General features: G+C 66.9%; 22 protein-coding genes and 2 pseudogenes. 10 read left to right on the forward strand and 14 right to left on the reverse strand.

Annotation, left to right across the window (positions count from 1 at the left end; translation table 11 throughout):
* On the reverse strand, positions 1-1,686 hold a 1,686-nt coding region (locus EGJ34_RS12275; RefSeq protein WP_185750156.1), incomplete at its 3' end, for an SWIM zinc finger family protein.
* 89 nt (positions 1,687-1,775) lie between these two features.
* On the opposite strand from EGJ34_RS12275, the gene EGJ34_RS12280 reads away from it, so the two are divergent.
* Together EGJ34_RS12280 and EGJ34_RS12285 are read left to right on the forward strand one after the other, a co-directional pair.
* Positions 1,776-2,498 (forward strand): CoA transferase subunit A, encoded by a 723-nt coding sequence (locus tag EGJ34_RS12280; protein ID WP_125360762.1) that lies wholly within the window; start codon positions 1,776-1,778, stop codon positions 2,496-2,498.
* A 1-nt stretch (position 2,499) separates the two neighbouring features.
* Positions 2,500-3,126, forward strand: coding sequence for a CoA transferase subunit B (locus EGJ34_RS12285; RefSeq protein WP_125360763.1), 627 nt, complete (start codon positions 2,500-2,502; stop codon positions 3,124-3,126).
* Positions 3,127-3,140: 14 nt separating this feature from the next.
* On the opposite strand, the gene EGJ34_RS12290 is transcribed toward EGJ34_RS12285, so the two are convergent.
* Complete coding sequence (locus EGJ34_RS12290) at positions 3,141-5,213, reverse strand: glycoside hydrolase family 99-like domain-containing protein (RefSeq protein ID WP_125360764.1); 2,073 nt, start codon at positions 5,211-5,213, stop codon at positions 3,141-3,143.
* Between the two features lie 102 nt (positions 5,214-5,315).
* Positions 5,316-5,582: a hypothetical protein gene (locus EGJ34_RS12295; RefSeq protein ID WP_125360765.1), complete on the reverse strand. Its 267-nt coding sequence runs from the start codon at positions 5,580-5,582 to the stop codon at positions 5,316-5,318.
* 612 nt (positions 5,583-6,194) lie between these two features.
* Between EGJ34_RS12295 and EGJ34_RS12300 the strand changes: the two genes are divergently transcribed.
* On the forward strand, positions 6,195-6,779 hold the full coding sequence (locus EGJ34_RS12300) for an alpha-ketoglutarate-dependent dioxygenase AlkB (protein WP_125360766.1): 585 nt from the start codon (positions 6,195-6,197) through the stop codon (positions 6,777-6,779).
* A gap of 55 nt (positions 6,780-6,834) precedes the next feature.
* On the opposite strand, the gene EGJ34_RS12305 is transcribed toward EGJ34_RS12300, so the two are convergent.
* From EGJ34_RS12305 to EGJ34_RS12320, 4 genes are read right to left on the reverse strand one after another with little or no spacing between them, the layout of a single operon-like run.
* A complete protein-coding gene (locus tag EGJ34_RS12305; protein WP_125360767.1) occupies positions 6,835-7,509 on the reverse strand; it encodes an ABC-type transport auxiliary lipoprotein family protein in 675 nt (224 codons plus the stop codon).
* Entirely contained in the window at positions 7,506-8,432 is a 927-nt protein-coding gene (locus tag EGJ34_RS12310) for an MlaD family protein (protein ID WP_125360768.1), read from the reverse strand. The genes EGJ34_RS12305 and EGJ34_RS12310 overlap by 4 nt, the downstream gene beginning before the upstream one ends.
* Before the next feature lie 7 nt (positions 8,433-8,439).
* A complete protein-coding gene (locus EGJ34_RS12315) occupies positions 8,440-9,264 on the reverse strand; it encodes an ABC transporter ATP-binding protein (protein WP_125360769.1) in 825 nt (274 codons plus the stop codon).
* A complete protein-coding gene (locus tag EGJ34_RS12320; protein WP_125360770.1) occupies positions 9,264-10,376 on the reverse strand; it encodes an ABC transporter permease in 1,113 nt (370 codons plus the stop codon). Before EGJ34_RS12320 ends, EGJ34_RS12315 begins: the two co-directional genes overlap by 1 nt.
* 104 nt (positions 10,377-10,480) lie before the next feature.
* On the opposite strand from EGJ34_RS12320, the gene EGJ34_RS12325 reads away from it, so the two are divergent.
* On the forward strand, positions 10,481-11,740 hold the full coding sequence (locus tag EGJ34_RS12325) for a threonine/serine exporter family protein (RefSeq protein WP_125360771.1): 1,260 nt from the start codon (positions 10,481-10,483) through the stop codon (positions 11,738-11,740).
* Between the two features lie 189 nt (positions 11,741-11,929).
* Here EGJ34_RS12325 and EGJ34_RS12330 read toward each other — a convergent pair.
* From EGJ34_RS12330 to EGJ34_RS12340, 3 genes and pseudogenes are all read right to left on the reverse strand, one after another.
* A pseudogene (locus EGJ34_RS12330) lies at positions 11,930-12,304 on the reverse strand (H-NS histone family protein); the annotation flags it as partial.
* 153 nt (positions 12,305-12,457) lie between these two features.
* Positions 12,458-14,149, reverse strand: coding sequence for a proline--tRNA ligase (locus EGJ34_RS12335; protein WP_125360783.1), 1,692 nt, complete (start codon positions 14,147-14,149; stop codon positions 12,458-12,460).
* A gap of 193 nt (positions 14,150-14,342) precedes the next feature.
* Positions 14,343-14,717, reverse strand: coding sequence for a DUF4124 domain-containing protein (locus EGJ34_RS12340; protein WP_125360773.1), 375 nt, complete (start codon positions 14,715-14,717; stop codon positions 14,343-14,345).
* Positions 14,718-14,867: 150 nt separating this feature from the next.
* Here EGJ34_RS12340 and pssA point away from each other — a divergent pair, with 150 nt between their 5' ends.
* The 3 genes from pssA to rimI are packed head-to-tail and all read left to right on the forward strand — an operon-like array spanning position 14,868 to position 16,716.
* Positions 14,868-15,647 (forward strand): CDP-diacylglycerol--serine O-phosphatidyltransferase, encoded by a 780-nt coding sequence (gene pssA / locus EGJ34_RS12345; protein WP_125360774.1) that lies wholly within the window; start codon positions 14,868-14,870, stop codon positions 15,645-15,647.
* Positions 15,644-16,222, forward strand: coding sequence for a hypothetical protein (locus EGJ34_RS12350; RefSeq protein WP_125360775.1), 579 nt, complete (start codon positions 15,644-15,646; stop codon positions 16,220-16,222). Before pssA ends, EGJ34_RS12350 begins: the two co-directional genes overlap by 4 nt.
* Positions 16,219-16,716, forward strand: coding sequence for a ribosomal protein S18-alanine N-acetyltransferase (gene rimI, locus EGJ34_RS12355; RefSeq protein WP_125360776.1), 498 nt, complete (start codon positions 16,219-16,221; stop codon positions 16,714-16,716). Before EGJ34_RS12350 ends, rimI begins: the two co-directional genes overlap by 4 nt.
* 9 nt (positions 16,717-16,725) lie before the next feature.
* Here rimI and EGJ34_RS12360 read toward each other — a convergent pair whose 3' ends face one another.
* The 3 genes from EGJ34_RS12360 to EGJ34_RS12370 form a co-directional block, all read right to left on the reverse strand.
* On the reverse strand, positions 16,726-19,554 hold the full coding sequence (locus tag EGJ34_RS12360) for a valine--tRNA ligase (protein WP_125360777.1): 2,829 nt from the start codon (positions 19,552-19,554) through the stop codon (positions 16,726-16,728).
* 74 nt (positions 19,555-19,628) lie between these two features.
* Positions 19,629-20,054, reverse strand: coding sequence for a DNA polymerase III subunit chi (locus EGJ34_RS12365; protein WP_125360778.1), 426 nt, complete (start codon positions 20,052-20,054; stop codon positions 19,629-19,631).
* Between the two features lies 1 nt (position 20,055).
* The gene (locus EGJ34_RS12370; protein ID WP_125360779.1) at positions 20,056-21,531 is read right to left on the reverse strand and encodes a leucyl aminopeptidase; all 1,476 of its coding nucleotides are present in this window, start codon (positions 21,529-21,531) and stop codon (positions 20,056-20,058) included.
* Positions 21,532-21,635: 104 nt separating this feature from the next.
* Between EGJ34_RS12370 and lptF the strand changes: the two genes are divergently transcribed.
* Together lptF and lptG are read left to right on the forward strand one after the other, a co-directional pair.
* Positions 21,636-22,715, forward strand: a complete 1,080-nt coding sequence (gene lptF, locus EGJ34_RS12375; protein WP_125360780.1) for an LPS export ABC transporter permease LptF — start codon at positions 21,636-21,638, stop codon at positions 22,713-22,715.
* Positions 22,712-23,818, forward strand: a complete 1,107-nt coding sequence (lptG, locus tag EGJ34_RS12380) for an LPS export ABC transporter permease LptG (RefSeq protein WP_125360781.1) — start codon at positions 22,712-22,714, stop codon at positions 23,816-23,818. Before lptF ends, lptG begins: the two co-directional genes overlap by 4 nt.
* A gap of 34 nt (positions 23,819-23,852) precedes the next feature.
* Here lptG and EGJ34_RS12385 read toward each other — a convergent pair whose 3' ends face one another.
* Positions 23,853-24,332, reverse strand: a complete 480-nt coding sequence (locus EGJ34_RS12385; RefSeq protein WP_125360782.1) for an RDD family protein — start codon at positions 24,330-24,332, stop codon at positions 23,853-23,855.
* Positions 24,333-24,372: 40 nt separating this feature from the next.
* Between EGJ34_RS12385 and EGJ34_RS22725 the strand changes: the two are divergent.
* Positions 24,373-24,543 (forward strand): annotated as a pseudogene (locus EGJ34_RS22725) (site-specific tyrosine recombinase XerD); the annotation flags it as partial.

Below are 24,543 nucleotides of genomic sequence, written 5' to 3' on the forward strand. Positions count from 1 at the left end.
GATCAGCGGTTTCAGCCGTCCTGCACGCAGCGCCAGCCGGCGCGGGCCCGCCGCCGGCAGCAGCACCAGTTCGTCGTCCTCGATGCTTGCTGCCTGTCCGCGTGACCAGCGCGGGTCGGTGTTCAGCACCTGCTGCAGCAGCGGTGCCAAGGCCAGGGTCTGGCCTTCCACCTCGATGTCCAGCCCGACCTCGAACCAGCTCGATTCCTTCGGATCCCGATGCACGTCCAGAGTGATCGTATCCACCTCGCTTACGGTATGGCGGAAGTCGGGATCAGGCTCCACCCGCCAGCCCTGCGCGAGCAGCTGGGGCGCTTTCTCGTGCATGAAGCGCGCCCAGTCGCCGCCCTGCGGCAGGAACTGCGGCGCATTGCCGGGCAGGTGGGCGACCGGTCGTGCATCGCGATACAGCCCGGTGGCCTGCAGTTCGCGCTCGCGCTGCTGTTCTTCCACCGGGTTGCGTGCCAGCAGGCGCAGCTGCCCGTGTGCGTCGGTGACGAACACCGAGGGGTCATCCAGGTGCCGCGTTACCTCGCCATACTCGAACACGGCCGTGGCGAAGTCACGCCATTCAGAGGGATCACGCTGGCGCAGCCACGGTGGGCGGTGCTCGGTGCTGTGGAGGCGCAGCACCGGCACCAGGGGAGAGGGCTCGAGCGTCTCCCATGCCCCGCCATCGACGGGGTGGGGCAAAACGGGATTGATCTGCTGCAGGGTCTGGCCTACCAGCGCGGCTTCGTCGGGAAACACCACGGGCAGTTCCAGGAACGCGGCGGCGTCCTCGGCGGAAACGTCCAGCAGCAGCGGCCCGATGTCACCGGTCCGCTCGTCCACATAACCGCCCGACCGGCCGAGCACGACGCCCTTGGCTCCGCCATGCACCTGCAGCGTGGGGGCGACCGCCACCCCGCTGGACTGCTCGATGGCGCGCCAGTCCAGGGTTGCGGTGCGCGGTCCCGCCCAGCGGGTGGGGACCGGGTCAAGAGAGTGAGCCACGAAGGCGCGGCCGGTTGCCACGATCTGCTGCAGCAGCGCGGCGATATCGACCCGGTTGCGATGCTCGTGCTGATGGAGCAGCCACAACTGGGAGAGTACTGACACGTCTTCCTGGCCCATGTAGCCGGGAGGGGTCAGGAACATGTCGGGCACCAGGTCCAGCAGCTTCTCGCGCTTGACCACGCCGTCGGCACCACGCCGGGTGCGGTGGATGAACACGGAGAGCCGATGCTCGAATACCGCAAGGTCGTAGGCCAGGCCGCGCGACGGGCCAGCGGGAGCCGCAGGCCCGGCAGGACCGCCGCTGCGCGCATGCCAGCGCGAGAGTGCCTGCAGCAGTTCGTTGCGCGGAGTTGGTGCAGGCGCGGCCAGCGGTTCAGGGGGTGCTTCGGGTTGATCGGCCTCATCGGAAAGCTGCAGGCCCTGCGTCACCACGGCCGCCAGGTGCTTGCAGTTCTGCCCGACCGGGCAGCTGCATTCGGCCACCAGCTTGCTGCGGGCGGTGCGGGTGCTGGCTTTGAGGTCCACCCACACGTGGTAGGGGCGCCGCGCACTGCCCTGCACCAGGGCGGTGAGCTGGTCGTTCTGCAGGCGCAGCTGGCGCACCGCGAACAGGTAGTTGCCGCCTTTCTCCAGCGTCCATGGGTCGAACCAGCGCAGGACGTCGTCCAGGGTGTAGGTGGCTGTCATGAGGGGTCTCCTGCTTTGTTGCGCCGCACTCAGACGCGTCATCCGGTACCGCTAGAATGGGTCATTATCACCGAGCAAGGTAATCTGGAATGGAGCGACCTACGTCCAAAAGCAAGCGCTACGCCAGCGCCGCACAGGCGCTGCAGGGTGCGGTGGCCGATGGCCAGACCCTGGCGGTTGGCGGTTTTGGCTTGTGTGGCATTCCCGAAGCGCTGATTGCGGCCCTGCGCGACACCGGAGTGAAGGGCCTCACGGTCATTTCCAACAACGCCGGTGTAGACGGTTTTGGCCTCGGCCAGCTGCTGGAAACGCGCCAGATCAAAAAAATGATCTCGTCCTATGTGGGCGAGAACAAGGAATTCGAGCGCCAGTACCTGGCGGGCGAGCTGGAGCTGGAATTCAACCCGCAGGGCACCCTGGCCGAGCGCCTGCGCGCCGGCGGTGCCGGTATTCCGGCCTTCTTCACCGCCACCGGTTACGGCACCGTGGTCGCCGAGGGCAAGGAAACCCGCGAGTTCGACGGCAAGCACTACGTGATGGAAACGGCACTGCGTGCCGACGTCGCCCTGGTGAAAGCCTGGAAGGCCGACGACGCCGGCAACCTGGTGTTCCGCAAGACCGCGCGCAACTTCAACCCGGCCTGCGCCATGGCCGGCAAGCTGTGCATCGTGGAAGTGGAAGAGGTGGTGCCGGTGGGCAGCATTGATCCGGACCAGGTGCACCTGCCGGGCATCTATGTGCACCGCATCGTGCACAACCCCACCCCGGAAAAGCGGATCGAACAGCGCACCGTGCGTGCGGAGGGCAACTGAGATGGCATGGACCCGCGATGAAATGGCGCAGCGCGCCGCCCGCGAACTCACCGACGGCGCGTACGTGAACCTGGGCATCGGCCTGCCGACGCTGGTGGCCAACCACATTCCCGAGGGCGTGGACGTGTGGTTGCAGTCCGAGAACGGCCTGCTTGGCATCGGGCCATTCCCGACCGAAGCGGAGGTGGATGCCGACCTGATCAACGCCGGCAAGCAGACCGTGACCGCGCGTGCCGGTGCCAGCTACTTCGGCAGCCACGACAGCTTCGCGATGATCCGCGGCGGGCACGTGAACCTGGCCATTCTGGGTGCCATGCAGGTGACCCACAAGGGCGACCTGGCCAACTGGATGGTGCCCGGCAAGATGGTCAAGGGCATGGGCGGGGCGATGGACCTGGTGGCCGGCGTGCAGCGCGTGGTGGTGCTGATGGAGCACACCGCCAAGAACGGCGAACACAAGATCCTGCCGGAATGCACCCTGCCGCTCACCGGCGTGGGCGTGGTCGACCGCATCATTACCGATCTTGCGGTGTTTGATGTCACCGACAAGGGGCTGCTGCTGGTCGAATCCGCACCGGGCGTGAGCGCGGACGAGCTGAAGGAAAAGACCGGCGTCAGTTTCAACTGACGCCAGCGTCTGGCTCAACCTTTACGTGCGTATTGATAGGGCTGTCCGTCCTCGAACGGCAGCCCCAGCACCTCGGCGGCGGTGCGCGTGTGTGCACCGGCGTGGCTCACGACCAACGATATGACGCGCTCCAGCGCGTGTGCCTGGGTACCGTCCACCTGCCCAGCTTCCAGATCAAACGAAGACGGAACAAGATGCGTGTCCAATAACGGACGCAGCGCGGACAGGCGTACCCAGAACATGCTGCCGGCAACGAACGTGTCCTTGGAAATGTCCGCTGCGGGCAGGCCGATCTGGCTCAGCAGGGCACCGACGTTGCGCTCGTTCGCACCCCAGTAATAGTCAAGGGGTTGCACGTGGCCTTCCGGTGCAATCAAACCAAGCGTGGGATCGGCCACGAAAGCCTCGAACAAGCGTGTGGCGCGATCGGCATCCAGCAGGCGGCCGGTCAGCTCACGTCGCCACTCCTCGCCATCCTGGCGGTGCGTGGAGCGTTTGGTGTGCAGTTTCAGCACCACCTGCTCACCTTCCTGATACAGCCGCTCGGCGACGTGCAGGAACGGGAGGATGTCCCGTCCATGGTTGGGGAATACTTCGATCTGCGCAGTCAGTCCCGCTTGCGCCACGGCCTTTGCGACCCCATCGCGCTTGTCGGCGGTAGTCGTGATGATGATGCGCCAATGCAGCGCGGAGCGCTGAAGTTCAGCCAGCAATTCAGCAAGGATATCCAGATACCACGCATGGATCACCACGCACGGCCGCACAGGTGCGCCTGCCGCCGTGGGCGTGTGCAACGCCTCCCGCGTCGCCTCCAGATACGCGTGCCCCAGCCTTACGTCCGGTTCCAGTACCGCGCCTTCGGCCCACTCGTTCCAGGCGTTGATGAACACCAGTTTCTGCGAGGCGGACACCGGTGCCAGCCGCTTGTGGATGGTGGTCGACAGCCAGTCGCGGTAGCCGCGCGGTGACGCATGCAGGTACACGCGGCCGCGCCCGGAGCGGCGCGCTTCGTTGTCCCAGCCCGGATTGACGCCGGGGTACAGCGGGTACTCGGGCAGCGGGCGCGCGGCAATCTCAGCCGCCAGCTCGCGCCAGTCACGGACGTCGCCTTCGAACGCCGGATTGATCAGGTACTGTTCTGCCGTCAGCGAGCGCGGGTTGCTCATGTTCGGCGGGAACTCCACCGCGGCGTCGAAGCCGATGTCGCGCGGATCCGGGCGCTCGAAGCCCTGCACATACGCCAGGTGGATTTCGCCCACGTCGTTGTCGCGGCACCACTTGCGCCAGCGCTCGCCGGTGGCGCGGGCGTCAGGCAGCAGATGCGGGCGGTACACCAGCAGCATCGGCTTGCCGTCGACCTTGAGCGCACGGCGGTCGCGCAGGTAGTCGGCAATGTGCGCGATGAAGGCGATGTCGTCCTCGGCGCTGTGCTGCTGGCCGATCAGGATGTCCTCACTGCGTCCGTCCCAGCGACGCGCCCAGTTCTCGTTGGCCCAGCACAGGCAGAACGGGAAATCGATGCTGTCGTCGGCGAGCCACTGGCGCAGCGGGGTTTCCAGCAGGGTAGTGCCGCTGAACCAGTAGTAATAGAAGCAGAACGCGCCGATACCGTACTCGCGCGCCAGCGCGGCCTGGTCGCGCATGACCTGCGGGTTGCGCAGGTCATAGAAGCCCAGGTCCGCCGGCAGGCGCGGCTGCACGTGGCCTTCAAACTGGGGCAGGGCGCGGGTGACGTTGCGCCATTCGGTGAAGCCCTTGCCCCACCACGCGTCGTTCTGCGCGATGGGGTGGAACTGCGGCAGGTAGAACGCCACCAGCGTGGCTGGCAGCGTTTCCGGCAGCGCTTCAGCGCGATACGGCACATGGCCGATGGCAGGTTCGTCCGCGCGCTGCAGCGGGCGGTATGGCTGCCCGCCCGCTGTGGAATCAACGCGGCCGCGCGGCGGCGGCGGCACCCAGTCGGCATGCTTGTCCAGGAAGCGGCCGCGCAGACGGTCGCGCTGGCCTTCGGAAAGCGGCAGGGCCCGGAAGCCGGTGCGCAGCACCAGATAAACGGCCTGGCGCAGCCGGGCCTTCACGGTGCTCATGAAGGAAGGCCCACGGTAAGGGCGGCGACGGCGGCAGGCATGCAGGCTCCAGCAGTACGGCAGTGCCGGCCATTGTCGGGCTTCGGGGCGGGTACGGGCAAATCACCACCAACGCCTCAACGTAGCCATGGTCCGAGCGGCATCTTTGTCGGTGGACAGCAGGATGTTGCCGGGCTGTACCCCCAGGTAGATCCGGCGGCCGGTATCGAACTCGGCCCGCTGCATCCACATGCCGTAGAGGTCCATCCAGGGAATGATCAGGCCGCCGCCGCCTTGGCCCTGATAGGTGAGCCCACCCACCACCAGGCTGCGCGGAATGTTCCAGGTGAAGGTCGAGGTGACGGGGGCGGTCAAAGGGTCGTAACGCATGGTGTACATCTCCGGAAATCTCCCTCGCCGGGATGGCGAGGGATGTCGGGAGGCTGAAAACCGTGCGAGAAACCGGTGCGACGTATTTCCACGGAGGGTGTTGTATTTCGTCACCCTCCCGACGCAAGCCGTGCAACCTAGTTTTCCCGCGGAGTTTTCAGACTCCGTGCGTCCACCATGCGGACAACGCCACGATAGCGAAATCGGACTTGTCCCGGAGCAGTGACGCAGACGGACTGTTCGTGAAAGACGCCATGTCGCGAATGAATTCGGGAATGGCGGAGCGCCAGAACTACCAAGCGTTTCAGCGAGTGTGAAGGGCATCGCATTGGATGTGCGGATGCACCATTTTCCACTCAAAAAAGACGGCGTCGCCGCGTCGCGATTGGCACGCATTGCGTGGACACGCCGGGCGAGCGCCCGGCGAACAGCGCGATCGTCCTGCGCACGTGGCAATTCGTAGTGACACGCCATGCGTGTCAACCGCGCAACGCGCGGCACAAATGTCCGAAGACGGATCACCATCGATGCCCAGGCCGCACCGACGTTCAAGCCAAAACGAAGTCACCCGTCAGGCGTCCATGACCCATCCCAACGCGGTAATGTTCCCCCATGGACCTCCACCTCCCCGACGCCCGCGTGCACTGGCATCGCCACTGGTTGACCGCTGCGGCGGCTGACGCCCTGCAGCGCACCCTGCGCGAAGAGGTGCCGTGGGAGGTGCACAAGATCCGCATGTTCGGGCGGCAGGTGGACTCGCCGCGGTTGAGCTGCTGGATGGGGGACCCGGCGGCGCGGTACCGCTATTCGGGAACGGACTTCGTGCCGCATCCGTGGCATCCGGCGCTGCTGCCGTTGTGCGAGCAGCTGGGGTCTTTCTGTGGGGTGCGGTTCAACAGTGTGTTGTTGAACCGGTATCGCGATGGCGATGACGGCATGGGCTGGCACAGCGACAACGAGGCGGAGCTGGGGCCGGAGCCGGTGATTGCGTCACTGAGCCTGGGGGCCGCGCGGCGGTTCGCGCTGCGCCGGCGGGAAGATCACAGCCGCAAGGCGGAGGTGACGCTGGGGCATGGCGATCTGCTGGTGATGGCGGGGCAGACGCAGCGGTTGTATCAGCACGCGTTGCCGAAGAGTGCGCGGGCGATGGGAGAGCGGATCAATCTGACGTTCCGGTGGATCGACCGGGGTACGTGATCGTTGGGTGTGGTGCGAACAGCAGCCGGGCAAGCCCGGCTCTACGGGGCTGCGATCAACGCCGCAAGGGTGGGGCGATGGCGGGTTTCTGGTAATCCGCCTGGCCGGTCATCAGCGTCCAACCGACCACTTCGCGGGTTATCGCCTTCAATCCGGCTTCCATCGCCTGCGCCACCTGCGCGGTGTCAGTGCTGCCCACCGGCTGTTCCTGACGGAACGTGCGATCGGCCACCACGCGCTGGTCGACCACGTGGATCAGCTTGGCATTGAGTTCGATCAGCGCGTTCGGCGTGGCCTGGCCGTTGTAGTCGGCTTCAAAACGGCGCACGTCCAGGGCCAGCTTGTAGTCGGCGCGGATGCCGGTGGTGGCGCGGGCCACGCCGGAAATGCGGCCGCTGTCCTCGAAGCCGCGCACCAGCGCGTCGTCGACCATGTCGGTGGCCGGCTGTGCCCAGCTGACGCCCTTGTACACCTGCAGCTCGGACGGCTCCGGGCGCACATTGATGCGCGGGCTGTCGACCACGCGGGCGGCGGTCGGCTTGACCAGGATCAGCTGCCAGTCGACCTTCGGCCAGGCGGCATCGGGTTCGATGCGCACCACCGGCGAATAGATGGTCACCTGGCTGCGCTCGCCCCCGCCCAGCAGCGAGCATGCACCGAGTGCGACGATCAGCGCGGCCGGACCCAGCAGGCGCAGCGGACGGACGGGAAGAAGTGGAATGTGGCTCATTTGGGTTCAAACTCCTTCGGCGCGTCACGGCCCAGCAGGTAGCGGGCGGGATTGTTGTCCAGGCGGTCGCTGACCCGGCGCAGGTCGCGGATCAGCCCGCGCAGCTCGGTCAGGGTCGGGCCGAGCTGGCCCAGGCCGTCGTTGGCGAAGCTGTTGATGGCGGCGCGGTTTTCGCCAAGGATCGAGTCGGCATTGCCGGCGGCCGAATCCAGTTTGGTCAGGGTGGTTTCCAGCTTGTTGAGGATCGGCGGCAGCTGCTGCACCAGGTTGGTGTCCAGACGCTGGATGGTGCCGTTGGTGGTCTTCAGGGTCTGGTCGAGGCTGCGCGCGGCGTCGCGCGCGCTCATCAGCAGCGCCTGGGTGCCCTGGTCGCGGTCGGCCAGGCCGCCGCTGATGGTTTCCAGGTTGGCCAGGGTGGAGTTGATCGCGGCCACGTTGCGGTCGCTCAATATCTGGTCCATGCGCTCGACGATCCGGTTGGCCACGTCGGTGATGTTCTGCAGCGCCGAGGGCGTGGTCGGGATGATCGGCGCGGGGTCCTTGTTGACTGCGGTCAGTGCTTGCGCCTGCGGCGTGCCGCCGGTGAGCTGGATGATCGAAGGACCGGTCAGGCTGGTGATGGCCAGCTTGGCGCGGGTGTCGGTCTTGATCGGGGTGTTGGAATTGAGGCGGATGCGCGCCACCACCTGGCGCGGGTCATCCGGCACCAGATTGAGTTCGGTGATCGAGCCGACCGCGATGCCGTTGTACTGCACCGGGCTGCCGACCGAGAGACCGGTCACCGCTTCGCGGAACACGACGCGGTATTCGGTCCAGGTGCGGTCGGAGGAATACTTGGCCGCCCATAAGCCGAAGGCGAGCAGGGCCAGCCCGACTATCAGGGTGAACGCGCCGATCAGTACGTAATTGGCTTTGGTTTCCATGGGTCACTCACTCTTTGGCCGCGCGGGCAGCGCGTGCGCGGGGGCCGTGGAAATACTCCTGGATCCACGGGTGCTCCAGTTGTTCAATCTCGTGCAGCGGGGCATTGGCAATCACCTGCTTGTCAGCCAGCACGGCCACCCGGTCGCAGATCGCATACAGGGTGTCCAGGTCGTGGGTGATCAGCATGACGGTCAGCCCCAGTGCTTCCTGCAGGGTTTTGATCAGGCGGTCGAACGCGGCCGCGCCGATCGGGTCCAGCCCGGCGGTGGGTTCGTCCAGGAACAGCAGCGGCGGGTCCAGGGCCAGGGCGCGGGCGAGGCCGGCGCGCTTGCGCATGCCGCCGGACAGCTGCGAGGGCAGCTTGTTGATCGCGTCGGCGGGCAGGCCGGCCAGCTTGACCTTCAGCAGGGCCAGCTCGTAATGCCAGCGCTCGGGGAGTTCGCGGTGGTGTTCCTTCAGTGGCACCTGCACGTTCTCGCCCACGCTCAGTGATGAGAACAGTGCGCCGTCCTGGAACAGCACGCCGGTGTTGCGCTCGATGTGCAGCCGGTCAGCCGGTTTCTCCGAACGCGCATCCACCCCCAGCACTTCGATCTGGCCGGCGTCGGGATGGCGCAGGCCGAGGATGCTGCGCATCAGCACCGACTTGCCGGTGCCTGAGCCGCCGACCACGCCGAGGATTTCGCCGCGGCGCACGTCCAGGTCCAGTCCGTCATGCACGGTCTGGCTGCCGAAGCGGTTGGTCAGCCCGCGCACGCGGATGGCCAGGCCGTCGCCGTCTTCCAGGCGCTCGGTGCTGTCGGTTTCGATGAGGGTGTCGGCTGTAGTCATCACCAATCCATGTGCATGAACCACAACGCGGCGAACGCGTCGATGATGATCACCAGCGAGATGGTCTGCACCACGCTGGAGGTGGTGCGCTCGCCGACCGACTGCGCGGTGCCCTCGACCTTGAGGCCTTCCAGGCAGCCGATCAGGCCGATCACCGCGGCGAACACCGGGGCCTTGGCCAGGCCGACCAGCATGTGCCGCACCTCGATGGTGTCGTGCAGGCGGGCCAGGTACATCTGCGGCGGAATGTCCAGGTCGAACGCGCCGACCGTGACGCCGCCGGCGAGGCCGGCCACCATCGCCACGAAGGTGAGCAATGGCAGGGTGATCATCAGCGCGATCAGGCGCGGCAGCACCAGCAGGTCGACCGGATCCAGGCCGAGGGTCTTGATCGCGTCGATTTCCTCGCGCGCCTTCATCGAGCCGATCTGCGCGGTGAACGCACTGGCGGTACGTCCGGCCAGCACGATGGCGGTAAGCAGCACGGCGAATTCGCGCAGGAAGGCGATGCTGACCAGTTCGACCACGTAAATTTCCGCGCCGAAGTCGCGCAGGATGGTGGAGCCGAGGAAGGCGATCACCGCACCCACCAGGTAGGAGAGCAGCGCCACCAGCGGCACCGCGTCCAGCCCGACCTGCTCCATGTGGTGCACGGTGGCGGTCAGCCGCAGCCGGCGTGGCTGGCGCAGCAGGCGGCCGGCCTTGACCAGGTTTTCGCCAAGGAAGCCGGCCAGCAGCACGATGTTCTGGCCGACGCCATGCATGCTGCGGCCCAGGCGCTCGAGCGCGGCCAGTACGCCAAAGTCGCGCTTGGGTTTGGGCCGGTCGTCGGCCACTTCCTCGATGGTGCACACCAGTGCCTGGTGTTCAGCGCGGAACGCCAGCGCGTCCTCGCCCAGGTTGGCGCGATGTGCCACGCGCAGTACCTGCAGCACGCCGGCCGAGTCGAGCTGGGTGATGCCGCTGGCGTCGATGCCGGTCACCTGTTCGGGTGCAGCGCGCAGCGCTTCGGCCGCGTCCAGCGCGGTGCGCAATGTCCACTGGCCGGACAGCCGGATAAGTCCGGGGTCCTGTGGATCCTGTTCGAGTCGGGGAGGTTGGTTTGGCGTCATGGGGCGTCCTCCTCCCAGCATAACCTGTCTGCGTGCAGGCCAAGTGTGTGCGCTGCGGCATGGCCGTTGTTCAGGCGGGCTGGCTTCGGGTAATACTACGCCGCATGTCTGCCGACGCACCTGCCATTGCCACCCCACCGGCCACCTACGCTCAGCGGGTCGCCTTCGTTTCGGAGATCGCCGGACGCCTGCACAGCTATGGCACCACGGCCCAGCGCCTGGAAGCGGCGGTGGTGGCGTTGTCGCAGCAGCTGGACCTGGACTGCGAGCCGTGGTCGAACCCGACCGGACTGATCCTGAGTTTCAGCGACCCGACCAAGGCGATCGGTTCGTCGGACATCACCCGTGTGATCCGCCTGGCCCCGGGCGAAAACGACCTGCACAAGCTCAGCATCGCCGACCGCATTGCCGATGCCGTCGCCAACGGCACCATGAGCATCGCGCAGGGCCACACCGCGCTGCGCCAGCTGGATAAAGACCCCGGGCGCGCCGGCAAGATCCGCATGATGCTGTCCTACAGCCTGGGTGCGGCCGGCGTGGCCGGGCTGTGGAAACTGCCGTGGCTGGACATCGCCACCGCCGGCGTGATCGGCCTGCTGATCGGCCTGATGTCGCTGGTGACCGACCGTCGTCCGGCCACGCGCGAGGCCAGCGAGGCACTGGCGGCACTGCTGGCCGGCACGGTGGCGGCACTGGTGGCCTCGTTCGTGGGGCCGTTGAATCTCAATACAGTCATCATTGCGTCACTGGTGGTGATGCTGCCGGGTATGTCGCTGACCAATGCGGTGAACGAACTGGCCAGCCAGCATTGGGTTTCGGGCACGGCGCGGTTTGCCGGTGCGGTCACCACGATTCTGAAACTGACGGTGGGCGCGGTGATCGCGGTGACGCTGTCGGGCATCATCGGGCTGGACCCGCAGGTGCGCGCGTCGCGGCCGCAGGCCGACTGGGTGGAATGGAGCGCGCTGCTGTTGGCGGCATTTGCGTTTGCGATGTTGTTCAAGGCGAACCGGCGCGATTATCCGTGGGTGATCGCTGCTTCGATTGCCGGCTATGCCATTTCCAAATTCGCCGGACAGGCGTGGGGGCTGCCGGCGGGCATTTTCCTTTCGGCCATGGTGATGACCGGCGCGGGCAATCTGTTTGGCCGCCTGGTGCAGCGCCCGGGGGCGATCATCCGCCTGCCGGGCATCATCATGCTGGTGCCGGGCAGTACCAGTCTGCGCGGGGTGCTCACCCTGGTGCAGCAGCAGGATGTCAGTGCCGGGCAGCTGGTGCTGATGACGGTATTGAACGTGGTGATGGCGCTGGTGGCGGGCTTGTTGTTCGGGAATCTGCTGATACCTGCGCGCAAGAATCTGTGAGTATTTGAGAGGTTGTATCGGGAGGCGGTATCGGTAGCGCCGGCCGTTGGCCGGCCCAGGCGATACCGAAGGCCGGCCAACGGCCGGCGCTACCGATGTTCCGGACGTTGCGGTTTTCGCAACCGCACAAACAAAAACGCCGGCGTCTCAGCCGGCGTTCTTACTCAGGTGCTTCCTTGATCATGCTTACTTCTTGATCAGGAAATCTTCCAGCTTCTTGCCCTTGGTGGTGTGTGCAGCGAGCCAACGCGGCTGCTTGCCACGACCGGTCCAGGTTTCCTTCGGATTGGCCGGATTGCGGTACTTCGGAGCCACTTTACCGAGCTTGCGCACGGCCTTTTTCGCGGGGGCCTTGGTCGCGGCCTTGGTTGCGCGACCACGTGCGGGGGCAGCATCACCAAACACTTCTTCAACCGTGTAACCGCTGCTCTTGAGCAGCTTGTTCAACTGCGCGCGTACCTTGGTGATGGCGGGGCGCTTGGCAACAACAGTCTGGCGTTTCTTTGCGTTCTTGATCAGGGTGCCCAGCTCTTTGGCGGACATTCCACTCAGGTCGATACTCATCAACTACTACTCCGGAATTCAAACGAAGGACGGGGGCCGCCGGTCCGTGGCGAGTCCTGAGGATACATTTTCATTTGAATCGTGCACAGTAAGCGGCATTACCCATTCTGGCGGGATAATGAAAAAGCCGGGGTGTCATCCCCGGCTTTGTGATCACTTCGACAGTTTGGCCAGCAGCGCGCCCCGGTCCAGGCTCTCCGCCTCGCTGGCGGTGCGGGACCGGTACTCGAAGGTACCGGCGGCGAGCCCGCGTTCGGACACCACCACCCGGTGCGGAATGCCGATCAGTTCCATGTCGGCAAACATGCCACCCGGACGCAGGCCGCGGTCGTCCAATGCCGCGTCCAGACCGGCGGCCTGCAGTTCGGCCAGCAGGTCGGCGGCGGCGGCGCTGACGGTTTCATCCTGTTTCGGATTGATGACACACACCACCACCTGCCACGGGGCCATCGCCTCGGGCCAGATGATGCCGGCCTCGTCGTGGTTCTGTTCGATGGCGGCGGCCACGATGCGGGAGATGCCGATGCCGTAGCAGCCCATCGCCATCACCGCAGCCTTGCCGTTTTCGTCCAGCACGGTGGCATTCAACGACTGCGCGTACTGACGGCCGAGCTGGAACACGTGGCCCACTTCAATGCCGCGCGCGATCTTCAGTTCGCCACCATCTGCCGCGCGGTCGCCTTCCTTGACGTTGCGGATGTCGACGACTTCCGGTTCCGGCAGGTCGCGGCCCCAGTTGACGCCGGCAAGGTGGAAGCCCGCCTCGTTGGCACCCACCACGAAATCGGCCAGCGCGGCTACTTCGCGGTCGGCCACGATGCGGATCGGCTGCGCCGGATTGAGCGGACCGAGGAAGCCGGGCTCGCTGCCCAGGTGGGCCTGGATCTCGGCTTCGCCGGCCATGCGGTAACCCTGCAGACCTTCGACTTTGCCCAGCTTGATTTCATTGACCTCGTGGTCGCCGCGCACCAGCGCCAGCACGAAACCGGCCTCGGTCATGATCGCCACCGACTTCACGGTGCGGGCCAGTGCGATGCCCAGCAGCTCGGCCACGGCTTCGCAGGTCTTCTGGGTCGGGGTCTCGACCTTGCGCAGTTCCTCGCCGGCAGCCGCACGCGGTGCCGGTTCGGCGGCCACGGCCGCTTCCATGTTGGCGGCGTAATCCGAACCGGTGGAGAACACCAGCGCGTCTTCGCCGGAGTCGGCGATGACGTGGAATTCCTGCGAAGCATCACCGCCGATGGCACCGGAATCGGCCTGCACCATGCGGAAATCCAGGCCCAGGCGGGTGAACACGCGCGCATAGGCACGCTTCATGTTTTCGTATTCGGCGACCAGGCTTTCCTCGTCCAGGTGGAACGAATAGGCGTCCTTCATCAGGAATTCGCGCGCGCGCATCACACCGAAGCGCGGACGGATCTCGTCGCGGAACTTGGTCTGGATCTGGAAGAAGTTGACCGGCAGCTGCTTGTAGCTGGACAGCTCCTGGCGCGCGAAATCGGCGGCGGCCTCTTCAGCGGTGGGGCTGTAGCAGAACACCTGTTCCTTGCGGTCCTTGATCTTCAGCAGCTGCGGACCGAACTTCTCCCAGCGCCCGGTGGCTTCCCACAGTTCCTTGGGCTGGATGGTCGGGACCTGGAATTCCACGGCACCGGCGCGCTCCATTTCCTCGCGCACGATGCGCTCGACCTTGCGCAGCACGCGCAGGCCCAGCGGCGACCAGGTGTACAGCCCCGAGGCCAGCTTGCGGATCATGCCCGCGCGCAGCATCAGGCGGTGGCTGGTCAGCTCCGCGTCGCTGGGAGTTTCCTTGGTGGTGTGCAGGTGGAACTGGGAGAGGCGCATCGTCGGCTTCGCTGAACGGCGGAAACCGATATTCTGCCAGTCCGGCAGGGTATCGACCAACGGCGGACGCATCGCGTGGGCCGGCCAACGGCCGGCGCTACCGATGCTGTGCGCGCTGATCCCCGCGGTAGCGCCGGCCGTTGGCCGGCCCAGGTGGTTGCGGATTCGTCCGGAATGCCACCGTCGATGCAGATTACGCCGCCGGCGGGCAATACGCCTGGATGCCGGCCTCGGCCATGCTCTTCTGGGCCTTGCGCTGGTCGGCGGTGAGCGGGGTCTCGGGCTTGCCGTCGCCGTCGGTGTCGTACATGACCTCGCCCTGGCCGTTGAGCAGGGCCAGGTTCTTGCGGCTCTGGCTGCAGTCGGCCGATTCGGCCGGGGCCTCAGCCTTCCTGCCGGTGGTGACCGGGTCGCGGGTGGTGATGCGGCGCTGCTCGGCCTTCTGGTTGGCCGGCGGCTTCTCCGAGTACTGGGTCACGCCGTTGGCGTCCTTCCACTTGTACACGTTCTGGGCGCTGGCCGAGGCGCTGGCAAGCAGCAGGCAGCACAGCAGGGGCAGGACACGCATGGCAACTCCAGTCACTCAGGGTCAGGGCCGCGATTGCAGCATTCCGGCCCGGTGCTGGCAAGCGCGGCGGCGACAGGCGGGGCGGGCGGCGGGGGCAACGGTCGACCGGCAACCGCCCCAAACCGGGGCGCAGCCACTAAACTGGCCGGCATGGATCAGATGAAACCCCCGCCGCGCTCGCGCAGCATCTACCTGCTGCCCAACCTGTTCACCACCGCCGGCCTGTTCGCCGGGTTCTACGCGATCATCGCCGCGGCCAATGGCGAGTTCGTCAACGCCGCGGTTGCGGTGTTCGTGGCGGCGATCATGGACGGCCTCGACGGCCGGGTGGCCCGGTTGACCGGCACCAGCAGCGAATTCGGCGTGCAGTACGACTCGCTGGCCGACCTGGTCAGCTTCGGCATGGCCCCGGCGCTGGTGATGTACCACTGGTCGCTGTCCTGGCTGAAGTTCGACGACCCGGTGCTGGGCCGCGTGGGCTGGGCGGTGGCGTTCCTGTACGCCGCCTGCGCGGCGTTGCGCCTGGCCCGCTTCAATACGCAGGTCACGGTGGTGGACAAGCGCTGGTTCATCGGCCTGGCCAGCCCGGCGGCAGCCGGTCTGATGATGTCCTTCGTCTGGGCGTTTGCCGACGGCAACCTGGGCTGGGACGGCAACGAACTGCGCTACGTGGCGCTGGGCGTGACCCTGGTGGCGGCACTGCTGATGGTCAGCCGGATCCGCTTCTGGAGCTTCAAGGGCAGCGGCGAGAAGGGCCCGCGCGCCGACCGGGTGCCGTTCATGGCGCTGGCGCTGCTGCCGGTGGTCATTGCGATCATGGTGATCGACCTGCCGCGCGTGCTGTTCGCGGTGGGCATCGTGTATGCGCTGTCCGGCCCGGCGATGTGGCTGTGGCAGCGGACCCGCAAGACGGCCGAGCCCGGCGCATGAGTACGCCGGCCACGCCGCCGCTGTGGACATCGGCCCAGCAGTCCTGGCTGCAGGCCATGGGCTACACGGTGTTCGTGGACGGCAGCGTGGAAGCAGCCGCACCGGAGCCGGCGATTGATCTGACCGCTGTGCCGGCGGATCCCCGGGCAGGGCGCGATCGCGTAGAGCCGGGCTCTGCCCGGCTTGCGTCTTCGCCCGATCGAACGGCCAGCCGGGCAGAGCCCGGCTCTACGCGGCTTGCGTCACCGCCCGAACGAACGGCCAGCCGGGCAGAGCCCGGCTCTACGCGGCTTGCGTCACAGCCTGATCGAACGACCAGCCGGGCAGAGCCCGGCTCTACGACAGCGGCACCGGTCGAGACCGCGCCGCGTCGCGCCGGCACCCGTCAACCCGCCGTGCGCTTGCCCGACCGGCTGCAGATCGCGCTGCTGCGCGCCTCCGGCTGCAACCCGAACGACCCTGAAACCCAGGCCCTGATGGCCAGCTGGAACCTCGACGAACTGCGGCGCAGCGCGGCCGCCAAGCGTGCGCTGTGGCCGCAGCTGCGTGCGCTGCGCAAGCGGAGCCGGTCGTGAGCGCGGTCAGTTCGCCGCGCCCGCCGTCGCTGCGCGCGCTGCGCGAAGACGACCTGGATGCGGTGATGGATATCGAGGAGCGCGGTTACCCGTTCCCGTGGACCCGCGGCATCTTCGTCGACTGCCTGCGCGCGGGGTATCCGTCGCTGGCGCTGCTGGACGACGGCGACCTGGTGGGCTACGGCGTGCTCAGCGTGGCCGCCGATGAAGGCCACATCCTCAACGTCTGCGTGGACCCGCGCTTGCAGTCGAACGGGTTGGGACGGTTCCTGTTCCGCGCGCTGGTGCAGCTGGCGCGCGACCATGCGGCGCACCGGGTGTTCCTGGAAGTGCGACCGTCCAATGGGCCGGCGCTGAAGCTTTATGAAAGCGAAGGCTTCAACGAGATCGGTCGCCGGCCGCGCTACTACCCCGCGCACGGCGGGCGCGAGGACGCGCTGGTGATGGCGATGGAGCTGGTGAACGACGACATCGAGACGATGCCGCCGTTGTAACCGCGGCGCTTACAACTTCGCGCGCTGCTCGCGCAGGCCGGCCAGCTGCGTGGTCCAGTCGGCCAGGCGTACGCGCTCCTGCTCGACCACCGCGGCCGGCACCTTGTCGGTGAATTTGGCCAGCTTGGTCTCGCTCTTCTCGTATTCGCCCTGCACGCGCGCGATTTCCTTGTCCAGGCGTGCACGTTCGGCGTCCAGGTCCACCAGCCCTTCCAGCGGCACCAGCAGCTTCAGCTCGCCCACGATCGCGGCGGCGGCCGGCGGGGTGGTTTCACCGTCGCCCAGCCATTCGATGCTGTCCAGCTTGAGCAGGAAGGACATCGAGGCACCGAAGCGTTCAATGCGGGCGCGGTCCTGGGCCACGCCGGCCTGCAGACGCAGCGGCACCAGCTTGGACGGGGCTACGTTCAACTCGCTGCGGACGCGACGCACGGCGCTGATCACGGCCTTCAGCCATTCCACGTCGGCTTCGGCCGGGCCGAAGTCGCCGGCGAATTCGGCGGCGGTGGGGTAGGGACGCAGCGATAGCGTGGTTTCGGTCAGGCCCAGACGCGGGGCCAGCTGCTGCCACAGCTGTTCGGTGATGAACGGGGTCAGCGGGTGGAGCAGGCGCAGCAGCGCTTCCAGCACGTACAGCAGGGTGTGACGGGTGCTCTCGGCGTCGGCGGCATCGCTGCCGTTCAATGCCGGCTTGCTCAGTTCCAGGAACCAGTCGCAGAACGCGTTCCAAACGAATTCGTACAGGCACTGCGCCAGCAGGTCGAAGCGGTACGCGGCGAAATGGCCCTGCGCTTCAGCGGTGGTGGCGGCCAGGCGTGCCAGGATCCAGCGCTCGGCGTCGGTGCGCGGGGTGGGAGCACCGGTGAAGGCGGCACCTTCGGTGTTCATCAGTGCGAAGCGGCTGGCATTCCACAGCTTGTTGCAGAAGTTCTTGTAGCCCTCGGCGCGGTTCATGTCGAACTTGATGTCGCGACCGTGGGTGGCCAGCGCGGCGATGGTGAAGCGCAGCGCGTCGGCCCCGTGCGCGGCGATGCCGTCGGGGAATTCCTTGCGGGTCTTGCGCTCGATCTTCTCGGCCGTCTTCGGCTGCATCAACCCGCCGGTGCGCTTGGCGACCAGGTCGTCGATGCTGATGCCGTCGATGATGTCCAGCGGGTCCAGCACGTTGCCCTTGGACTTGGACATCTTCTGGCCTTCGCCGTCGCGGATCAGGCCGGTGAAGTACACATCCTTGAACGGAATTTTCCCGGTCAGGTTGTCGGTGGCCATGATCATGCGGGCCACCCAGAAGAAGATGATGTCAAAGCCGGTGATCAGCACCGAGGAGGGCAGGTAGCGGTCGAAACCGCGTTCGGCCATCGCCTGCGCGTTCGGCCAGCCCAGGGTCGAGAACGGCCACAGCTGCGACGAGAACCAGGTCTCCAGCACGTCGCTTTCCTGGGTCAGCACCACGTCGCTGCCCAGTCCGTTCTTTTCGCGCACTTCGGCTTCGCTGCGGCCGACGTAGCAGCTGCCGGTCGCGGCGTCGAACCACGCCGGAATGCGGTGGCCCCACCACAGCTGGCGGCTGATGCACCAATCCTGGATGTTGGTCATCCAGTGGCGATAGGTGTTGATCCAGTTCGGCGGCACGAAGCCGATGGCGCCGCTCTCCACAAGTTCCAGGCCACGACGGCCGAGCTCGTCCATCTTCACGAACCACTGGTCGGTCAGGTACGGCTCGATCACCTGGCCGGTGCGGTCACCACGCGGCACCTGCAGCTTGTGCGCCTTGGTTTCCACCAGGATGCCCAGGTCTTCCAGCTCGGCCAGCACGGCCTTGCGCGCGTCGTAGCGGTCCAGGCCCTGGAAGCGCTCCGGCGCGTTCTCGTTCACCGACGCGGTCGGGGTGAACAGGTTGATCATCGGCAGGCTGTGGCGCACGCCGACCTGGTAGTCGTTGAAATCATGCGCCGGGGTGACCTTGACCACGCCGGTACCGAACGCACGGTCGACGTAGTCGTCGGCGATCACCGGCACGCGGCGACCGGTCAGTGGCAGCACCACCTGCTTGCCGATCAGGTGCTGGTAGCGCTCGTCTTCCGGGTGCACCATCACCGCGGTGTCGCCCAGCAGGGTTTCCGGACGGGTGGTGGCGACCACCAGGTAGTCGCGGGTTTCGCGCAGCGTTTCCACGCCGTCGGCGTCACGCTCGACGTGCTCGTAGCTCAGGCCTTCATCCAGGGTGTAGGCGATCGACCACAGGAAACCATCTTCCTCGGAGGCTTCCACTTCCAGGTCGGAAATGGCGGTCTTCAGCACCGGGTCCCAGTTGACCAGGCGCTGGCCGCGGTAGATCAGGCCCTGCTCGTGCCAGCGCACGAAGGCTTCGACCACGGCCTCGGACGGCTGCGGGTCCATGGTGAAGGTGCTGCGCGACCAGTCGGCCGAGGTGCCGAGGCGGCGCATCTGGCGTTCGATGATGTCGCCGGACTGCGCCTTCCATTCCCACACCTTGCCGATGAAGCCTTCGCGGCCCAGCGAGTCGCGGGTTTCACCCTTGCCTTCCAGTGCCAGGTTGCGGCTGACCACCATTTCGGTGGCGATGCCGGCATGGTCGGTACCCACCTGCCACAGCGTGTCGTAGCCGCGCATGCGGTGGTAACGCACCAGCGCGTCCATCAGGGTCTGCTGGAAGGCATGGCCCATGTGCAGCGTGCCGGTGACATTCGGCGGCGGCAGCAGGATGGTGTACGGCTCGCCCTGGCCGGACGGCTTGAAGTGGCCGGCCTTCTCCCAGGCGTCGTACAGCGCCGTTTCAAAGGTCTTGGGATCGTAGCTGGAGGCGAGTTGGGTCATGCGGGGCAACCGGGAAAGGCAATCGGATAAGAATCAGGGCAGCGAAGCGCCCCATCAAGGGGCGCTGCCGTCAGTTACATGTCGTACTTGTTCAGATCAAAGCCCAGCGCCTTGTACTGGCGCCAGCGCTCGCGCAGCGGTTCGCGCGCTTCAGGGTCGGCCGGCACCACTTCCAGCACGCGGTCGCAGGCCCCCAGCCAGGGGTCATCACGCAGGTTGATCACCAGCGGCCGGGCCGGGGCTTCACCCCCGGGCACGGCGATCAGCACCAGGGCTTCTTCCTCGTCCATGTCCTCACCGGCGATCTGGTGGGGAATGTAGGCGTCGTCGTCGAACGACCACAGCAGTTCGTCCAGCGCCTCGGCCTGGGCCTGGTCGCGGGCCAGCACCAGCGTGGGCAGCTGGGCGTCGTTGGCCTTGCGGGCCAGTTCGCAGACCAGGCGCAGCGGTTCGGTGAGGAACCGCGGCTTGGCGATCAGATAGAAGTCAGCCCGCGACATGTCAACGCGCGGCCTGGTCCAGCAGCCACTGGCTCAGCAGGCCGACCGGACGGCCGGTGGCCATGCCGCGCTTGCCTTCGTCGCTGGCCACGCCGGCGATGTCCAGGTGCGCCCAGCGCTGGCCTTCGGTGAAGCGCGACAGGAAGCAGCCGGCGGTGATCGCACCGGCCCAGCGGCCGCCGATGTTGTAGACGTCGGCGAAGCTGGAATCCAGCATCGGCTGGTATTCGTCCCACAGCGGCAGGCGCCAGGCGCGGTCGAACACGTGTTCGCCGGCGGCCAGCAGTTCGTTGGCCAGGTCGTCGTGCTTGGACATCAGGCCAGCGGTCTGGTGGCCGAGGGCGACCATGCAGGCCCCGGTCAAGGTGGCCACGTCAACCAGCGCCTGCGGCTCGAAGCGCTGCGCGTAGGTGAGGGCGTCGCAGAGGATCAGGCGGCCTTCGGCGTCGGTGTTGCCGACTTCGATGGTCTTGCCCGACATCGAGGTGATCACGTCGGACGGACGGTAGGCATTGCCGTCGATGGCGTTTTCCACCGCCGGCACGACCACCACCAGGTTCAGCGGCAGCTGCGCGGTGACGGCGGCCACGAAGGTGCCGATCACGTTGGCCGCGCCACACATGTCGTACTTCATTTCCTCGATGCCGCCCTGGGTTTTCAGGTTGACGCCACCGGTATCGAAGGTGATGCCCTTGCCGACCAGCACGTAGGGCTTGGCGTCGCCGCCGTTGCTCCACTTCAGCACCACCAGGCGCGGACGGTTGGCCGAGCCGCGGGCCACGGCCAGCAGCGAGCCCATGCCCAGCGCTTCCATGCCGGCTTCGTCGAGGATCTCGGCTTCGGCCCCGGCGTGCTGCTGGGCGAACGCCACCGACGACTCGGCCAGGTAGGCCGGGGTGCACAGGTTCGGCGGCAGGTTGCCCAGCTCGCGGGCATACTGCACGCCGGCGGCAATGGCCTGGCCCTGGGCCAGGGCCTGGGCGTCGGTGCCGGCAATGGCCAGGGTCGCAAGACCCGGCGCTTCGGGCTTCTTCGTGCCCAGGGTGGCGGTGTAGCGGTAGGCCGCGTGATCGGCGGTGATCACCGCCTGGCGGATGTTCCAGGCCGCATCGCGACCCTTGATCGCGATTTCCGACAGGGTGAACAGCGCGTGGCCGTTGACGCCACTCTTCAGGGCGCGGCTGGCGTCGCCGACCGCCTTCAGGTACTGCGGCACGCCGAACTTGGCCGGCTCGCCCAGCCCGATGACCAGTACGCGCGGGGCTTTCACACCGGCGATGTCATGCAGCAGGGTGGTCGCGCCAGTCTTGCCACCGACGTCGCCGCGGTTGACCAGGGCGGTCAGGCGGCCGCCGCTGGCGGCATCCAGGGCTTGAGCGGCGGGGCTCAGGGTCTTGTCGGCGTAGACGCCGACGATGACACAGTCGACCTCGGCAGCAGCCGGGGCAGCGTGGTTCAGGGTGAATTCCAGGGCCATTGATCAGATTCCGTTGGCAAATCCGTACAATCGCGAGCTGTTTACGCCGGGTCGGTAGACTGGGCAGCACCGCGAACGAATCCGAGAGTTTAAACCACCGCCCCATGTCGAAGCTCGATCGCTACCTGTTGCGTGATTTCGTCCAGAGTTTCCTGGCCACCCTGATCGTCCTGCTGGTGGTCAGCGTGGGGGGCGTGCTGGTGGATATCCTGGGCAACATCGCCGACGGCCGCCTCCCGGCCCGGCTGCTGTTCTCCCAGCTGGGCCTGCAGTTCATCGTCTACATGCCGCTGATCCTGCCGCTGGCGCTGATGCTGGGCCTGCTGCTGGCTACCGCGCGGCTGTACCGGGACTCGGAAATGGCGGTGCTGACCGCCATCGGGGTCGGCCCGAAGCGGCTGCTGCGCCCGGTGCTGATGATCGTGCTGCCGGTGGTGGGGCTGATCGGCCTGTGCTCGCTGTGGCTGGGCCCCTGGGCCGACCGCACCGGCGAGCAGATGATCGAGGACGCCAACCGCAGCCTTCTGATGGCCGGCCTGGAAGCGGGCAAGTTCACCCCGCTGCCCAATGGCGGGGTGGTCTACCTGAGCTCGGTGTCCCCCAGTGGCACCCAGCTGGGCCGGGTGTTCCTGCAGCGCGAACGTGAGGGACAGTTCGAGGTGATGTCGGCCGAGCGCGGTCGCATGCATTTCGAGGGCGACCGCCAGCGCTATCTGGAGCTGGAGTCGGGCCACCAGATCCAGAGCCCGTCCGGCGGCGGGCTGGACTACAAGCTGATGACCTTCGCCGGCAATGACGTGGCCCTGCCTGACGGCGCGGTCACCCGCGACGAGAATGATCCCGAGCTGCTGCCCACCGGCCAGCTGTTCGGTGATCCCCGGCCGGAGGCCCAGGCCCAGCTGCATTCGCGCATCACCCCGCCGCTGATCGCGCTGGCGTTCGCGCTGATGACCCTGCCGCTGGCGCGCAGTTCGCCGCGCCAGCAGCGCTATGGCCGCATGATGCTGGCGTTCCTGGCCTATCTGGTCGGCATGAACCTGATGTTCATCGGGACCGGCTGGATCGCCGACGGCAAACTGCCCGGCAGCGTGGGCCTGTGGTGGTTGAGCCTGCCCCTGCTGGGGCTGGCATTGTGGATGTATTTCCGCGACGGCAAGCTGTCGCGCCCGCGGAGGACCGCATGAAATTCCGCCCGATGCGGTTTGATCTGTACCTGGGCCGTGCGGTGTTCGGCACGGTGTTGCTTACCTGGGCCGTGCTGGTCGGCCTGGACGTGGTGATGGCGTTCTCCGGCGAGTTCAAGGACGTCGGCAAGGGCAACTACACGCTGGGCCATGCGGCCGCGTGGGTGCTGTACACCGTGCCCCGTCGCGCCTACACCTTCTTCCCGACTGCCGCGGTGATCGGCTCGCTGATGGGGCTGGGGCAGATGGCCGCGACCTCCGAGCTGACCGCGCTGCGTGCGCTGGGGCTGTCGCGCAAGCGCCTGAGTGTGTCGGTGGCGATCGCCTTGTCGCTGCTGACCGCGGTGATGGTGCTCAGCGGCGAAACCCTGGGCCCGTGGGGCCAGAGCCGGGCCGACGCGATCCGGGCCAGCGCCAAGTACGGCAGCAACGCAACCGAATCCAAGTATTTCGGGGTGTGGGCGCGCGAAGGCGACACCTTCCTCAACGCCATGGGCGGTGACGAGCAGCTGCTGCCCGGGGGCGGCACCCGGCTGGTACTGCGCGACGTGCGCATGTACCAGATCGGCGAGGACGGCCGCATTGCCTCGTTCACCCGCGCCGGCACCGCCGAACACGACGCCAGCGGCTGGAAGCTGACCGACATCACCCGCGATACCTTCGGTGAGCGTTCGGTGTCCCGCGAAACCAAGCCTGTCGAGCCGTGGAACTCGCAACTGGATGCGTCCGCCCTGGCCAGTGGCCTGTCCAAGCCGCGCAACCTGACCGCCGCCGACCTGCGTACCAGCATCGAGTACCGCAAGCGCAACGGCCTGGATGCACGCGACTATGAAGACATCTACTGGAGCCGCTGGTTCTACCCGTTGAACGTGCTGGCGCTGTGCCTGGCGGCGGTGCCGTTCGCGTTTGGTTCGCTGCGCAGTGGCGGCATGGGCAAGCGGCTGTTCCTGGGCATTCTGTTCGCGCTGGGCTTCTGGCTGCTGCAGCTGTTCTTCGGCCGCATGGCCGGGGCGCTCAAGTTCGACTACCGCATTGCCTATGCCTTGCCGCCGATCGTGATGCTGGTGACCTCCGGGCTGCTGTTCCGGCGTAAATCCGGCTGATCGGGCGTTGACGGCGGACGCGCATGGCGCGTCCCTACCGATTCGGGCGTTTCGGCAACCGGAGGATGCGCGTGCCACTGGCCCGGTCATGCCAGCTCAAGCGTTGCCGGTCCACCAGTGCCCACCACAGGCCCAGCCCGCCCAGCAGCACCGACAGCGTGCCCACGGCGTAGCGCACCCACAGCTGCCCACGGCGGGGCGTGCGGCCCTCCGCGCCCACCACCTGCAGACGCCACGGACGCATGCCCAGGGTCTGGCCGCCACGCTGCCAGCTGAGCGTGGCGTACAGCCCGGTCACCGCCCAGCAGCAGGCCCACAGCAGCCATTGCAGCGCACTGAACGGTGCGATGTTCTCGCGCGTGGCGTGGCCGGTCGCGTAGCCGGCGGTGAACAGCGCCCCGACCAGCATCCACAGCGCCAAGGCGGGAAAGAAGTCATACAGCAGGGCCAGCAGTCGCCACAGCAGCAACGAAGCGGGGCGTTTCGGGGCAACGGCAGCGGGCGAAGTGGCCATGCGCCGAGCATACCTGCGCGCGCCCTCGTATGCTGTGGCCATGTCAGAGACTTCCACCCCGGCGTTGCGCCGCCAACTGGTGCAGCAGCTGCCGCCGCTGCGCGATGACGACAACGCGCTGATACAGCGTTTCCTGGACGCGGTGTGGGCCGAACAGGGCTTGGCGCGGGCCAGCCTGGACAGCTACCGGCGCGACCTCGAGGGCCTGGCG

It is taken from the genome of Stenotrophomonas sp. 278 (genome assembly GCF_003935715.1).
GTDB lineage: Bacteria > Pseudomonadota > Gammaproteobacteria > Xanthomonadales > Xanthomonadaceae > Stenotrophomonas > Stenotrophomonas maltophilia_AH.

What these genes read in the sequence shown, in the direction of transcription:
- EGJ34_RS12290 (WP_125360764.1), bottom strand. Translation starts at nt 5,213, where the DNA reads ATGAGCACCGTGAAGGCCCGGCTGCGCCAGGCCGTTTATCTGGTGCTG.
- EGJ34_RS12320 (WP_125360770.1), bottom strand. Translation starts at nt 10,376, where the DNA reads ATGACGCCAAACCAACCTCCCCGACTCGAACAGGATCCACAGGACCCC.
- EGJ34_RS12310 (WP_125360768.1), bottom strand. Translation starts at nt 8,432, where the DNA reads ATGGAAACCAAAGCCAATTACGTACTGATCGGCGCGTTCACCCTGATA.
- EGJ34_RS12385 (WP_125360782.1), bottom strand. Translation starts at nt 24,332, where the DNA reads ATGGCCACTTCGCCCGCTGCCGTTGCCCCGAAACGCCCCGCTTCGTTG.
- EGJ34_RS12285 (WP_125360763.1), top strand. Translation starts at nt 2,500, where the DNA reads ATGGCATGGACCCGCGATGAAATGGCGCAGCGCGCCGCCCGCGAACTC.
- EGJ34_RS12360 (WP_125360777.1), bottom strand. Translation starts at nt 19,554, where the DNA reads ATGACCCAACTCGCCTCCAGCTACGATCCCAAGACCTTTGAAACGGCG.
- EGJ34_RS12305 (WP_125360767.1), bottom strand. Translation starts at nt 7,509, where the DNA reads ATGAGCCACATTCCACTTCTTCCCGTCCGTCCGCTGCGCCTGCTGGGT.
- lptG (WP_125360781.1), top strand. Translation starts at nt 22,712, where the DNA reads ATGAAATTCCGCCCGATGCGGTTTGATCTGTACCTGGGCCGTGCGGTG.
- EGJ34_RS12325 (WP_125360771.1), top strand. Translation starts at nt 10,481, where the DNA reads ATGTCTGCCGACGCACCTGCCATTGCCACCCCACCGGCCACCTACGCT.
- EGJ34_RS12350 (WP_125360775.1), top strand. Translation starts at nt 15,644, where the DNA reads ATGAGTACGCCGGCCACGCCGCCGCTGTGGACATCGGCCCAGCAGTCC.
- EGJ34_RS12365 (WP_125360778.1), bottom strand. Translation starts at nt 20,054, where the DNA reads ATGTCGCGGGCTGACTTCTATCTGATCGCCAAGCCGCGGTTCCTCACC.
- lptF (WP_125360780.1), top strand. Translation starts at nt 21,636, where the DNA reads ATGTCGAAGCTCGATCGCTACCTGTTGCGTGATTTCGTCCAGAGTTTC.
- EGJ34_RS12340 (WP_125360773.1), bottom strand. Translation starts at nt 14,717, where the DNA reads ATGCGTGTCCTGCCCCTGCTGTGCTGCCTGCTGCTTGCCAGCGCCTCG.
- EGJ34_RS12335 (WP_125360783.1), bottom strand. Translation starts at nt 14,149, where the DNA reads ATGCGCCTCTCCCAGTTCCACCTGCACACCACCAAGGAAACTCCCAGC.
- EGJ34_RS12295 (WP_125360765.1), bottom strand. Translation starts at nt 5,582, where the DNA reads ATGCGTTACGACCCTTTGACCGCCCCCGTCACCTCGACCTTCACCTGG.
- EGJ34_RS12300 (WP_125360766.1), top strand. Translation starts at nt 6,195, where the DNA reads ATGGACCTCCACCTCCCCGACGCCCGCGTGCACTGGCATCGCCACTGG.
- pssA (WP_125360774.1), top strand. Translation starts at nt 14,868, where the DNA reads ATGGATCAGATGAAACCCCCGCCGCGCTCGCGCAGCATCTACCTGCTG.
- EGJ34_RS12280 (WP_125360762.1), top strand. Translation starts at nt 1,776, where the DNA reads ATGGAGCGACCTACGTCCAAAAGCAAGCGCTACGCCAGCGCCGCACAG.
- EGJ34_RS12315 (WP_125360769.1), bottom strand. Translation starts at nt 9,264, where the DNA reads ATGACTACAGCCGACACCCTCATCGAAACCGACAGCACCGAGCGCCTG.
- EGJ34_RS12370 (WP_125360779.1), bottom strand. Translation starts at nt 21,531, where the DNA reads ATGGCCCTGGAATTCACCCTGAACCACGCTGCCCCGGCTGCTGCCGAG.